We start from the raw sequence: 13,570 nt of genomic DNA on the forward strand, positions 1-13,570 counted from the left end.
CCGGATTCACCGGCAGATACGCCCCACCGGCCGCATGGATCGCGTAAAGGGCGGTCAGCAGGTCGACCGAACGGTGCATCGCCACGGCCACCACGGTTTCCGGGCCGACGCCACGGTCGATCAACGTCCGCGCGAGCGCGTTCACCCGGGCCGCGAACTCGCCGTAGTCGAGTCGCGTGCCGTCCTCGGCGTCGAGCACGGCGGCCGCCCGCGGTGTCGCGGCGGCCTGGGCGGCGAACAGTTCGGCGATGGTCGCCGAGGACGGCGCCATGGTCCCGCCGGTTTCGCGCACCGCCAGCTCGCGCCTCTCCTCCGCGGTCAGCAGGTCGATATCGCCGATCGCGCGGTCGGGCCGATCGACGACCGCGCGCAGCAGCAGCACGAACCGGTCGATCATCGAGCGGATCGTGGACTCGTCGAACAGGTCTGTCGCATAACCGAATTCGAGGGCCATCCCGTCCGGTTCACCGTCGCGGCGCGCGGTGTCGACGAGATTGAGGTGCAGATCGTATTTGGCCACGCTCGGGTCGGCGGTCCGGGCATCGACGGTCAATCCTTCGAACCGCACCGCCGGAATGTCGATGTTGTGGAACGCGAAACCCACCTGCGTCAGCGGCGCATGCGCCGTGGAGCGAGGCGGATTCAGCACCTCGACGAGACGTTCGAACGGGATGTCGGCATGGTCGAAGGCGGCGAGATCGGTCGCGCGGACCTGCTCCAGAATCCGGCGGAAGGAGGCGCCGGGGTCGATGCGGGTGCGCAACACCAGGGTGTTGACGAACATGCCGATCAGGCGTTCGAGTCCCGGTTCTCCGCGTCCGGCGACCGGCGTGCCGACCGCGATGTCGTCGCTACCCGACAGACGTGCCAGCAGGGCGGCATACGCGGCGTGCAGCACCATGAAAACCGTGGCATCGCAGGAGCGGCCCAGCGCGGTGAGGGCACGCCCGAGGTCGGCGGGCAGGGTGTGCGACACCGTCGCACCGCGGAAGCTCTGCCGCGCCGGGCGCGGGCGATCGGTGGGCAGATCCAGCACTTCGGGCAGATCGGCCAGCGCCGTGCGCCAGTAGTCGACCTGCACGGCGGCCGGAGCGCTCGGATCGTCTTCGGTGCCGAGCCGTTTGCCTTGCCACAGTGCGTAATCCGCGTATTGCACGGGCAGCGGTTCCCATCGCGGCGCCTGCTGCCGGCGGCGTGCCTCGTAGGCGGTCATCAGGTCGGCGGCCAGTGGCGCGAGCGAGGATCCGTCGAAGCTGATGTGATGGACGACGAGGACCAGCGTGTGTTCCTCGGGCGCGGTGCGCAGCAGGACCACCCGGAACGCAACGTCGCGGGTGACATCGAATCCGGCGGCCGCCGTCGCGGCGATCCGCGCCTCGAGTTCGGCCGCGGGAACCGTCACCGGCTCCAGCGGCGGCAGCGCCTCGCGCACCGGCACGATCACCTGATGCGGCCCGGTGTCGCTGTCCGGGTGCACGGTCCGCAACGCCTCGTGCCGGTCCAGCACATCGGCGACGGTCGCACGCAGGGCCGCCACATCGAGCGGGCCGGACATGCCCACCACCAGGGCGATGTTGTACAGCGCGGAGTCGGTGTCGAACTGGTTGAGAAACCACATCCGGGCCTGGGCCGGCGAGAGCGGGATGCGCGCCGGTCGCGGTTGCGGCACCAGCGGTTCCCGCCCGGATGTGTCGAGGGTGCGCAGCGCCGCGGCGAGCGCCGCGACCGTCGGGGCGTCGAAGACGGTGCGCAGCGACACCTCGACACCGAATGCGGCACTCAGCCGCGCGACCAGCCGCGTCGCCGACAGCGAATTGCCACCGAGGGCGAAGAAGTCGTCGGCGGCGCCTACCTGGTCGATGCCCAGCACGGCGCCGCACACATCGGCGACGAGCTGTTCGGCCGCATCGCGCGGCGCGACGAAAGCGGCTCGCGCACTGGCGAATACCGGCTCGGGCAAGGCGGCGCGGTCGACCTTGCCCACCGAGGTCAGCGGCAGGGCGTCGAGTACCGTCACCGACTCGGGAACCATATGCGCGGGCAGGTGGCGCGCGGCATAGGACGTCACGGCGGCCACGTCGACGACGTCGTCGCCGGGCGCGAGATAGGCGGCGAGCCGCATGCCGCCGTCGGTCGCGACGCTCACCGCGACCGCGGCGGCGACGTCCGGATGACCGGCCAGGACCGCCTCGATCTCACCGAGTTCGATGCGTTGCCCGCGGATCTTCACCTGGAAGTCGGTGCGCCCGGCGTATTCGAGGGTGCGTTCGGGGGTCCAGCGGGCCAGATCGCCGGTGCGGTACATCCGCTCCCCCGCCGCGCCGAACGGCTCGGCCACGAACGCCGCCGCCGTCTCCGCGGGCCGATCGAGATATCCGCGGGCGAGATGGATGCCGGAGATGTACAGCTGTCCGGTCACCCCGGCCGGCACCGGCCGCAGCCGCTCGTCCAGAACCAGCGCCCGCACACCGCGGATCGGACCGCCGATCGTCACCCGATCGCCGGGTCTCAGCGGATCGCTGATCGCCACCATGATCGTGGTCTCGGTCGGTCCGTAGCCGTTGTGCAACCGGCGTCCGGGTCCCCACACCGCGACGGTGTCGGCCGAGACCGCCTCCCCACCGGCCACCAGCACCCGCAACGACCCGAGTTCGGCGGGCGACATCGTCGCCAGCACGCTGGGCGTGAGGAACGCGTGCGAGATCCGTTGCCGGCGAATCACTTCCGCCAGCGGCTCACCGGCGAAGACATCCGGTGGCGAGACCACCAGCGTCGCGCCGTGCGGATGTGCCATCAGCAGTTCCAGCACCAGCGCGTCGAAGCCCGGAGCCGCCACCTGCAGCACGCGCGCGGAATCGCCGATCCGATACCGATCCCGTTGTTCGGCAGCGAAATTCGCCACACCCGCGTGCGTCACGGCGACGCCCTTCGGCTCGCCGGTCGAACCCGACGTGTAGACCACGTACGCCGTATTCGATACCCGGCACGGGCGAATCCGGTCGCGGTCGGTCACCGCGGCCGCGGAACGGCACGTGATGCGGGCCTCGGTGCGCGGTTCGTCGAGGACCAGCCGCTCGGTGGTCTGCGGCACCAGGTCCCGCGTCGCGATCACGGCGACAGCGACCCGGACGTTCGCGAGCATGACCGCCACGCGCTCGGCCGGATTGCGCGGATCCACGGGGACGAAGGCGGCACCCGTCTTCGCCACGGCCCACATTCCCACCACGAGTTCCATCGACCGCGACAGCACCAGCGCGACCCGGTCGTCGGCTCCGATCCCGTACTCGATCAGCACCCGGGCCAGCTGATTCGACCGGGCGTCCAACTCCCCGTACGTCAGGGTGTGCCCGCCCGACACGATCGCCACGGCCTCCGGATCCCGGACCGTGAGCAGCTCGGCCAGCACGAGCGGCGCCTCGGCGCCGCCACCGGACGCGGGCACCAGCGTGGCGCGCTCACCGGCCGACAGCACATCGACCGCGCCGACCCGCTGCCCCGGATCACGCACGACCGATTCGAGAATCCGATGCAGGCGCGCGGCGAACTCCTCGACCGTGCCGCGGTCGAACACGTCCGTCGCGTAGTTGATCCGCATGGGGAGATCGCCTGCCGCCCGGGCATTCTCGGCGACGGTGACAATCAGGTCGACCTTCGCCGGCTGCGGTCCCGGATCCAGGACCTCGGCGGTGACCCCGGCCAGCTCGAGGGCCGGGCGGTTCATATTGTCGAACGCCAGATACACCCGGCACAGCGGGTCCTGCGCCGCCGCCGACATCGGCTCGATCGCCTCGGCGACCTGTTCGTAGGGCAGGTCGCTGTGAGCGAGTGCGCCGAGATCGATGTCCTCGACCCGCGTCAGGAAGTCAGTGAACGTGTCGTCGTCAGCTACTCGCGTCCGCAGCGGCACGGTGTTGACGAACATGCCGATCAACGGTTCGAGCGCGCGTTCGCCGCGGCCCGCGACCGGCGTGCCGACGGTGATGTCGGCCGAGCCCGACAGCCGGGCCAGCAGCACCGCCAGCGCGGCGTGCACGAGCATGAAGGTGGTGACCTTCGCCGTGCGGGCCAGCTGCTCGATCCCGGCGTAGGTTTCGGCGGTGATCGCGGTGTCGACGACATCGGCGAGCAGGGACCGGCGATCCGGGCGCCGGCGGTCGGCCGGGAGTTCCAGCGGCCGCGCCATACCCGACAATTGCTTTGTCCAGTAGTGCAATTGGCGAGCGGCGAGCGACTCGGGATCGGTGTCGTCGCCCAGTAGGATGCGCTGCCGGATGCTGTAGTCGGCGTAGTGCACCGGCAGTGGCTGCCAGCCGGGGGCGTGCCCCTGCGCTCGCGCGCGGTAGGCGGTGGCGAAATCGGCCGCGAGTGGCGGCAGCGACGACCCGTCGCAGCAGATGTGGTGCAGGACGACCACCAGGACGTGTTCGTGATCGGCGGTGGCGAGCAGTGCGACTCGGATCGGCGGCCGATGGCGCACATCGGTTCCGGTCGACACCAGCTCGCCGATCCGGTGGTCGAGTTCGTCGGCGCAGACGCGCCGCGCCGTCACATCCAATTCCGCCACGACATCCTCGGACGGCAGAATCACTTGCGTGCCTCGGCCGTTCACCGCCGGATACACCGTGCGCAGGGATTCGTGCCGTTCGATCACATCGGCCAGGGCCGCGTGCAGGGCGGCGGTGTCGAGCCGTCCGGACAGCCGCAGCACCAGCGGAATGTTGTAGGCCCCCGATTCGGGCTCGATCTGATTGATCAGCCAGATCCGGTTCTGCGCGGGTGCGAGCGGAATGGGATCGACCCGCGGCTGCGGCCGCAGCGCGGGGCGAGCGGACCGGCGGGCGCCGTCGATATGGGCGGCGAGCTGGGCCGCGGTCGGCTTCTCGAACAGCTCGCGCACCGATACCTCGCATCGGGTCGATTCAGCGATCCGCACCGCGGCCCCCGTGGCCGTCAGCGAATTGCCGCCCAGCTCGAAGAAGTCGGCCAGCACACCGACCCGGTCGACGCCCAGGACCTCGGCGAAGACACCGGTGATGGTCTCCTCCACGGCCGTGCGCGGCGCCACGTACGCCGCCGCCGAATCCGGGGCCGGCTCGGGCAGGGCCCGATGGTCCACCTTGCCGTTGACGGTCAGTGGCAGCGCGTCGAGAACCACGACATGGGCCGGGACCATGTAGTCCGGCAGAATCGAACGCACATGCGTGCGCAGCTCCTCGGCCACACAGACCGCTCCGGTGGCCGGCACCACGTAGGCCAGCAGCCGGGCCGCCTCGGTACCGGGCAGATGCACCACGACGACCGCCGCCGACACCGAACCGTGGCTCGAGAACGCGGCGCGGATCTCGTCCAGTTCGATCCGGAACCCGCGCAGCTGCACCTGCCGATCCGCGCGGCCTCGATACTCCAACTCGCCCTCGAGATTCCGGCGCGCGATGTCACCGCTGCGGTACAGCCGCGCACCCGGTACGCCGAACGGGTCGGCGACGAAGCGTCCGGCGGTCAGCCCGGGCCGGCCGACATAGCCCCGGGCGAGTTGCGCTCCGGCAACGTAGATTTCGCCCCAGGCTCCCAGCGGCACCGGTCGCAGGCGCTCGTCCAGGACATACACGCGCAGGCCCGGTAGCGGCGGTCCGATGGTGCTGGGTGCGCCCGGTACGGCCCGGTCGGCCGCCAACGGGGTGTAGGTGACGAAGACCGTGGTTTCGGTGATGCCGTAACTGTTGGCCAGTACCGGCAGATCCGGATTCCGGGCATACCAGTCGGACAGACTCGCCGGATTCAGCGCCTCACCGGAGAGGACGACGAGGCGCAGGGCGAGCTCACCGTCCGGTTGCCCGGCGTCCACATAGCGCTGTCGTGCGGCCGCGAACTGGTGGAACGCCGACGGTGTCTGACTGAGAACGCTCACCTTCTCCCGCGCGGCGAGGCGGACCAGCTCGTCCGGTGAGCGCGTGACGGGACCGTCCACCACCACGAGCCGGCCGCCGGTGACCAGCGCACCGAAGATCTCCCACACCGAAAAGTCGAACGCGAACGAATGGAACAGCGTCCACACGTCACCGGCGCGTACCCCGATTTCGGCAGTGGCGTTCGTCAAGTAGGCGGCGACCGCGCCGTGGGTGATCGCCACACCCTTCGGCTGCCCCGTCGACCCGGAGGTGTAGATGACATAGGCGACGTTGCCTGGGCGCACGGGACGCACCCGGTCGGCGTCGGTGATCGGCTCGCCGCTCTCGGTGGGGTCGTCGTCCAACAGCACGACGCGGCCCGTCTCCGGCAGCCGATCGGACATGCTCCGGTTCGTCACCAGGGCGATCGGTTCGGCGTCGTTCACTACGTAGTCGAGGCGCTCGAGCGGGTGTGCGCGGTCCAGCGGCAGATATCCGGCGCCCGTCTTCACGACGGCCAGTGCGGCCACGATCAGATCGACATCACGCGGCAGTGCGATCGCCACCAGCGTGTCCGGTCCGGCCCCGAGGGCGATGAGCCTGCGCGCCAACCGGTTGGAGCGTTCGTCGAGTTGGCGGTAGGTCAGCGCGGTCGTCCCGTCGTCCACGGCGACGTCGGACGCCGAGAACGCCGCCTGCCGGGTGACGAGGTCGGCGAGTGTCGCCGCTGTGGCCGTTCCCTCGCGGCCCGCGAGTTCGCCGAGCACCGTCCGCTGTTCGGCGGTATCGACCAGCGGGATGTCGACCAGCCGGGCATCGGCGGGCGAGTTCGCCATGCGGTCGAGGAAGTCGACGAAGCGGCCGGCATGGGCGTCGAGTTCGTCCTGTCCGTACAGGTTGGCATTGCCGTGCAGTTCGACCGCCAGCGGTGCGTCGGCGCCGGCGCGGTACATATTGAGTTGCAGATCGTCGAGCGCTCCGGAGGTCAGCGCGCGGTAATGCCCCGTCGCCTCGCCGAGGCGGATCTCGGAATCGAAGAACAGGATGTTGACGATCGGGCCGAAGGAGGTCGCCGCCGCGTCGACGGCGTCGGATTCGCGGCGCAGGTCCTCGAACCGGTAGAGCTGATGTCGCATGGCCAGCACGAGTTCGGACACCGATGCGCGGACCAGGTCCTCCACCGTGGTCGCCGGGTCCACGGTGAATCGGATCGGCACCATATTGGCCAGCATCGCGGCGGCATTGCGCAATCGCCGCGTCACCCGCCCGGACACCGGCAGCGACAGGACGACCTCGTCGGTACCGGTCATGCGCGCGAGGAAGGCGGCGAACGCGGCCACCACCACCTGCGCTGTCGAGGCGTGCAGGTCGTCGGCGAAACGGTCGAGCCGCGCGGTCAGCGGCGCCGGCAACCTACGCCCGGCGAAGCGGTCGTCCTCGCTCCATTTGGCGGAGCGCCCCGCCAAACTCGCGGCCGGCGGCAGGTCGGCCGCCTTGTCCAGCCAGTACGCCCGGTCGGTGTCGAACCGCCGGCTCGTCCGATAGTCGTGCTCGGCGGCGATGATGTCGTTCAGCCCGAGTGCCGCCGGCCGCGTCGGCGCTCGACCCTCGATCAGTGCGTTGTAGTGCTCGGCCACGCGGTTGATGAGGTTGAACGCGCCGTAGCCGTCGATGACGAGATGGTGAGCGCGCGCGTACCACAGGTACCGGTCCTCGCCGATCCGGATGAGTCGCGTCGTGGTGAGCCGGTCCCGGGCCAGATCGACCGCCTTGCTGCCGTAGTCGCGGCGCATCCAGTCCATCGCCGCCGCGTGCGGATCCGCGGCCTCGGTCAGATCCAGGAGCGGCTCGTCGTAGACGATGCCGCGATCCACGTACTGATACGGACGACCGCCGACCTCGACCACGCGGACGATGAGTGACTCGCTCTCGTGACCGGCGTCGTTCACCGCCTTGGCGAAGGCGGCGTAGTCGATGTGCCCCTCGATCTCGACGTAGTGGGCGATGTTGACGTTCGGTCCGCCGGGTAGATTGTCCGCCAGCCACATTCCGTATTGCGCCCTGGAAAGCGGAATCAGATCAGGATTTCGGTCGGCAGGCATGGCTGAATCCGGACTCATCGTCTAACCCCTCCTCGAATTCCGAGACACGGAGCAGCGCACACCCCCACCTGTTTCCATGCGCGGAATTCCCCGTTGCGATACCCTTGATTACGAATGCAATTGCATTTGCGATTCCCCGAGCTGCCGGAATCCCGAATCGCCGGATTTCCGAATCAACCTAACTCATTTCGCTCACGCGCGGTTCGACGCACACGACGCCGCCCCAATCGGAGCCGGGAACGAGCCACTGGCCGATTGAGGGTGTTATCCAGATCGTGTGCGTGCTCTGCGTAGCTGAGGACCCCCTCTCGCCGAGCTTGGCAAGCACTGTGCGACAACTCTTCGCCGTATTATCACGACGTGCCGCCACAACTTGCGGGCGGCCCGAAAGCCCCACTCGCACAGAGGCATATGAGGGCCCCGTCGAATGGGTCGGAACTACGAGCGATTTGTCCGTATTAAAGTGGAAGGCGTATTGTCGAGCGGGTCGATCCCCCCGCCACGCCACGGTTTCGGAAGCTGGTGTCGGCATTGTGTCCGACCCGGGGAGACTGCCCCGGCGAGCATTGTTTCACCTTTCCGCACGACGACGCTGCGCGGAATGACCTATTGCGGTCCACACTGTGCGGAAAACCGTTGTACCACACCTAGCCGATACTACTGAACAGCGGCTTTGCTGTCCCGTACTCGCCGGGAAATCCGGCGAGCCCCGAGCATAATCTTCCGATTCGACCGAGTCCGAGAAGGACACCGCGAGAGCTTCTCGGCGATACCCATGCCGGTGAGCGGCGGATTCACGGGCCCAGGAATAGCCGTTCGTTCGGCAAGCGGTTCTCCGGGAGGCGGCCGTCGATGGTGTCGAGAATGAATTCGATCGTGCACCAACGCTTGCGCCGCCAGTCCCGGACGATATTGTCCACTGCCGCGGCGGCGGTCCGGTAATCGAAGGCCGTTCCACCCAGCCAGATACGCATGTGCACATCGTTGTGCACCGCGTACCCTCCGCCTCCGGGCCTCAGCACGGCACCGGGATGGCCGAGGTCGCGCTGCCACATCGACGGTCCTGCCGATTCTCTGCGTTCATCTTCGTCCCCGAGCGGTAGTGCCGGCCTGACTCCCGTCCACCCTTCCTTCCACGCGGGCGATCGGCGACCGTAGAACTACGTACTTTTCCTACGTGGTCGCCTGCTCGGCGCCGAATCCGGAACCCCAGCTCCGCAGCGCGCGGTCGAGGATGTCGGTGAGCTCCTGGTCGGGGTGGTCGAGCCAGTGTTCGTATCCCGCGATCGCGACGCCGAGTGCGCAGTGGCCCGCGACCTGGGCGAGCAGATCGCGCGTGCCGACACCCAGCCGGGCGGCCACGAATTCGGCCACCACGTTGCGCCACTCCTGATAGCGCAGCGTCGAATGCGCCTGCAGCGCGGGAACTTTCAGGATCAACTCCATACGTTTGCGATGCCAGGGCACCTGAGCCGGGTCGAAGCGGTTGAACTCGACCACCACACTGCGGACCGCGTCGGCGACCGGCTGGTCGGGCGGGCACCGGTCGAACAGATCGCGCATCGCCTGGAGTTGTTCGCTGAAGTTGCCCCACACGACGTCGTTCTTCGATTCGAAGTAGCGGAAGAAGGTCCGCTTGCTGACCCCCACGGCGGCCGCGATGTCCTCGACCGTGGTGTCGTCGAATCCGCGCTGCTCGAACAACTCGAAGGCGACCCGTTCCAACTCGTCAGCGCTGGTCGAGGGCCTGCGACCCGCCCTGACACGTGGTGCGACAGGTTTTTCCGCTGTCACCCCTTCCATTTTGTCACTCGGTGACATTATGCTGTGCCTCACACCCGTTGCCCCGATCCCATCCCCTAGGAGCGGTCATGAACGAACCCATCACCAGCCAGACAGTAGTCCCCGCGGAGGACGGGCTCGTCGAAGACGACCTGCTCGTCGAGGATGTCTCGATCGATGGCATGTGCGGTGTCTACTGACGGCTTCGATCCGGCCGGCTCCTATCGGCTCGCGCCCTCGATCTCGCTGCGACCCGAGCCGTTCGGAGCGCTGGTCTACGACTTCACCACCCGGCGGCTGTCGTTTCTGAAGACCAAGCAGCTGGTGGCGGTCGTGCAGGGACTGGCCGATCACTCTTCCGCGGCCGCCGCTCTGGCGGCCGCGGGGGTCGCCAACGCCGAACACCCCCGCTATCTGAGCGCGCTGGCCGGTCTGCTCGAGGCGGGCACCATCACCCCGCGCCCCGCCGGCCCGGACGAACAGGATCACCGATGAAGCTGGTCGAACATTTCAAACACGGCCTCGACGCCCCGATCTGCCTGACCTGGGAACTCACCTACGCCTGCAATCTGGCCTGTGAGCACTGCCTGTCGTCGTCGGGCCGGCGCGACCCGCGCGAGCTGTCCACCGCCGAATGCAAGGCGTTCATCGACGAGCTCGAACGCATGCAGGTCTTCTACGTCAACATCGGCGGCGGCGAACCCACCGTCCGCGGCGACTTCTGGGAACTGCTCGACTACGCGATCGCCCACCACGTCGGAGTCAAGTTCTCCACCAACGGAATTCGGCTCACCCCCGAACGCGCCCGCCAGCTCGCGGCCACCGACTACGTCGACGTCCAAATCTCCATCGACGGCGCCACCGCCGAAGTCAACGACGCCGTGCGCGGACCGGGATCGTTCGACACCGCGATGCGGGCCATGCAGAATCTGGCCGACGCCGGGTTCGAGAACTTCAAGATCTCGGTCGTGATGACCCGCCACAACGTCGATCAACTCGACGAGTTCAAGGCCATCGCCGACCGGTTCGGCGCCCAGCTGCGCATCACCCGGCTACGCCCCTCCGGACGCGGCGCCGATGTCTGGAACGAGCTGCATCCGACCACCGACCAGCAGTTGCAGATCTACGACTGGCTCGTCGCCCACGGCGAGGGCGTCCTCACCGGAGACTCGTTCTTCCACCTCAACGCACTGGGCTCCACTCCCATCGCGGGACTGAACCTGTGCGGGGCGGGGCGGGTGGTGTGCCTGGTCGATCCGGTCGGCGACGTGTATGCCTGCCCGTTCGCCATCCATGACGAATTCCTCGCCGGCAATGTCCGCGACACCGGTGGATTCGACAGCGTCTGGCGCACCTCGGAACTGTTCGCGCGGCTGCGGCAACCGCAAACCGGCGGCGCGTGCACCTCGTGCTCGGCTTACGACGCCTGCCAGGGCGGATGCATGGCCGCCAAATTCTTCACCGGACTGCCCCTCGACGGCCCGGACCCCGAATGCGTGAAGGGCAACGCCGAACTCGCCCTCGCCGGTGTCGGCGCGAAACCCCAGCCGGACAAGAACCACTCCCGCAGTGCGCCGTCCCGCCGGTCGGTCGCCCTCGGCATACCGACCCGCGCCAGGACGACCGCACCCGACCGGGCTTGCGACACCAGCCCTCTCGCTGGGCTCACCTGACACAACCACCAACCACCCTCGATGCCCCCGGACCGCCCATCTGTCCCGCCACTGTCGGCCTCTCGGCTCGACATTGCCCCACGATGCGGTTTGCCGTATGGACTTCGACTGCAGCACAAGGATTCTCATGGCAAGCACCCGTGACTGGTTCGAATCGGTCGCCGAGGCCCAGCGCCGCGCGAAAAAACGCGTCCCCAAGGCCGTCTACCTGGCCCTGCTGGCCGGCTCCGAGGCCGGCGCCACCCTCGACGACAACGCCGCCGCCTTCACCGAACTCGGCCTGCGCCCCCACATCGCCGACCTGCCCGCCACCCGCGACCTGAGCACCACCGTTCTCGGACAAGACATCTCGATGCCCGTGATCTGCTCCCCCACCGGCGTCCAAGCGGTCGACCCCGCAGGAGAGGTCGGTGTCGCACGCGGGGCCGCGATGTCGGGCACCGCGCTCGGCCTGTCCTCGTTCGGGTCCAAACCGATCGAGGAGGTCATCGCCGCCAACGACAAGACCTTCTTCCAAATCTATTGGCTCGGAAGCAAAGACGATATGGTCGCCCGCCTCGACCGGGCGCGTGAAGCAGGCGCCAAGGGCATCATCGTCACCCTCGACTGGGTCTTCGCCACCGCCCGCGACTGGGGCAGCCCCCCACTGCCCGAAAAGATCGACGTGAAGACCGCCGTGCGATTCGCACCCCAGGTCGTCACCAAACCCGGCTGGCTGCTGCGCTTCGTCAAGTCGGGAAAACTCCCCGACCTCACCACCCCCAACCTCGTCCCGCGCGGGCAGCAGGGCCCGACCTTCTTCGGTGCCTACGGTGAATGGATGGGCACCCCACCGGTCACGTGGGACGACCTGGCCTGGCTGCGGCAGCAATGGGACGGGCCGTTCCTCATCAAGGGCATCGGCCGCCCGGACGACGCCAAACGCGCCGTCGACATCGGCGCCACCGCGATCTCGGTGTCCAACCACGGCGGCAACAACCTCGACACCACCCCCGCCGCGATCCGCATGCTGCCCAGCGTCGTCCAGGCCGTCGGCGGACAGGTCGAGATCCTGCTCGACGGCGGCATCCGACGCGGCAGCGATGTCGTGAAAGCGCTCGCCCTCGGCGCGAACGCGGTCATGATCGGCCGCCCCTACCTGTGGGGCATGGCCGCCGCCGGTGACCGCGGCGTCCACAACGTCCTCGAAGTCATCCGCCAAGGCATCGACTCCGCGCTCTACGGACTCGGCCACTCCTCCGTCCACGACCTCACCCCCGACGACGTCATCATCCCCGACGGCTTCACCCGGGGCATGTAGTGGCCCCCGCCCCGGTCGCCATCGTCACCGGTGCCGCCCGGGGCATCGGCGCCGCCACCGTGCACCGGCTCGACGCCGCGGGCTGGCGCGTCGTGGCTGTCGACATCTGCCGCGACGACCCCGCACTCGGCTATCCGCTCGGCACCCGCGATCAGCTCGCCGCGGTGGCCGCCGCGCACGCGGGGACGGTCCTCGCCGTCGAAGCGGACGTGCGCGATATCGAAAGTCTTAGCCACGCAGTGGAACTCGGGATGGACCGTTTCGGTCGGCTCGACGCGGCCGTCGCCGCCGCGGCCGTCATGACCGGCGGCCGCCCGCTCTGGGAAACCACCCACGCCGACTGGGCACCGATGTTCGACATCGGCGTCCACGGCACCGCCAACCTCGCCCGGGTCGCCGTCCCCGCCATGCTCGCCCGGCCCGAACCCCGCACCGGCCGATTCATCGCCCTCGCCTCCGCGGCCGCCCACCACGGCATGTGGCACCTCTCCGGTTACAACGCGGCCAAACACGCCGTCGTCGGCCTGATCAAAGGATTAGCCCACGACCTGCGCGGCACCGGCATCACCGCCACCGCCGTATCCCCCGGCTCCACCCGCACCGCCCTGCTCACCGAAACCGCCCGCCTCTACCACCTCGACACCGTCGACGACTTCGCCTCCCACCAACTCCTCGACCGCATCCTCGAACCGGACGAGGTCGCCGCCACCATCGCCTGGCTGTGCACGCCCGAATCCGCCGCCGTCACCGGAAGTGTGGTACACGCCGACGGCGGATTCCTGGCGTGAACGCCGGGTTCCTCGAGTACGCGCACCCGGCAATCAT

The 13,570-nt window shown here is 68.7% G+C and carries 8 protein-coding genes; 5 read left to right on the forward strand and 3 right to left on the reverse strand.

Features of this window, described 5'->3' with window-relative positions; all coding sequences use genetic code 11:
- From RJ03_RS22370 to mftR, 3 genes are all read right to left on the reverse strand, one after another.
- Positions 1 to 7,990, reverse strand: a 7,990-nt coding sequence (locus tag RJ03_RS22370; RefSeq protein WP_036505587.1) for a non-ribosomal peptide synthetase, incomplete at its 3' end; no start/stop codon positions are given.
- A 794-nt stretch (positions 7,991 to 8,784) separates the two neighbouring features.
- Positions 8,785 to 8,964, reverse strand: coding sequence for a hypothetical protein (locus tag RJ03_RS22375; RefSeq protein ID WP_063008434.1), 180 nt, complete (start codon positions 8,962 to 8,964; stop codon positions 8,785 to 8,787).
- A gap of 199 nt (positions 8,965 to 9,163) precedes the next feature.
- Entirely contained in the window at positions 9,164 to 9,811 is a 648-nt protein-coding gene (mftR, locus tag RJ03_RS22380; protein ID WP_306304684.1) for a mycofactocin system transcriptional regulator MftR, read from the reverse strand.
- 50 nt (positions 9,812 to 9,861) lie between these two features.
- Between mftR and mftA the strand changes: the two genes are divergently transcribed.
- From mftA to RJ03_RS22400, 5 genes are all read left to right on the forward strand, one after another.
- Positions 9,862 to 9,972: a mycofactocin precursor MftA gene (gene mftA / locus RJ03_RS36210; protein ID WP_083871264.1), complete on the forward strand. Its 111-nt coding sequence runs from the start codon at positions 9,862 to 9,864 to the stop codon at positions 9,970 to 9,972.
- Positions 9,962 to 10,267 carry a mycofactocin biosynthesis chaperone MftB gene (gene mftB, locus RJ03_RS22385; RefSeq protein ID WP_218000990.1) on the forward strand — a complete coding sequence of 102 codons (306 nt, stop codon included), beginning with the start codon at positions 9,962 to 9,964 and terminating at the stop codon, positions 10,265 to 10,267. The genes mftA and mftB overlap by 11 nt, the downstream gene beginning before the upstream one ends.
- The gene (mftC, locus tag RJ03_RS22390; RefSeq protein ID WP_036505558.1) at positions 10,264 to 11,445 is read left to right on the forward strand and encodes a mycofactocin radical SAM maturase; all 1,182 of its coding nucleotides are present in this window, start codon (positions 10,264 to 10,266) and stop codon (positions 11,443 to 11,445) included. Before mftB ends, mftC begins: the two co-directional genes overlap by 4 nt.
- Before the next feature lie 127 nt (positions 11,446 to 11,572).
- Positions 11,573 to 12,745, forward strand: a complete 1,173-nt coding sequence (gene mftD / locus RJ03_RS22395; RefSeq protein WP_036505559.1) for a pre-mycofactocin synthase MftD — start codon at positions 11,573 to 11,575, stop codon at positions 12,743 to 12,745.
- Complete coding sequence (locus tag RJ03_RS22400; protein WP_036505560.1) at positions 12,745 to 13,533, forward strand: mycofactocin-coupled SDR family oxidoreductase; 789 nt, start codon at positions 12,745 to 12,747, stop codon at positions 13,531 to 13,533. Before mftD ends, RJ03_RS22400 begins: the two co-directional genes overlap by 1 nt.
- The last annotated feature ends 37 nt before the right edge of the window (positions 13,534 to 13,570 follow it).

The organism is Nocardia aobensis NBRC 100429 (assembly GCF_000308375.1).
Lineage (GTDB): Bacteria > Actinomycetota > Actinomycetes > Mycobacteriales > Mycobacteriaceae > Nocardia > Nocardia aobensis.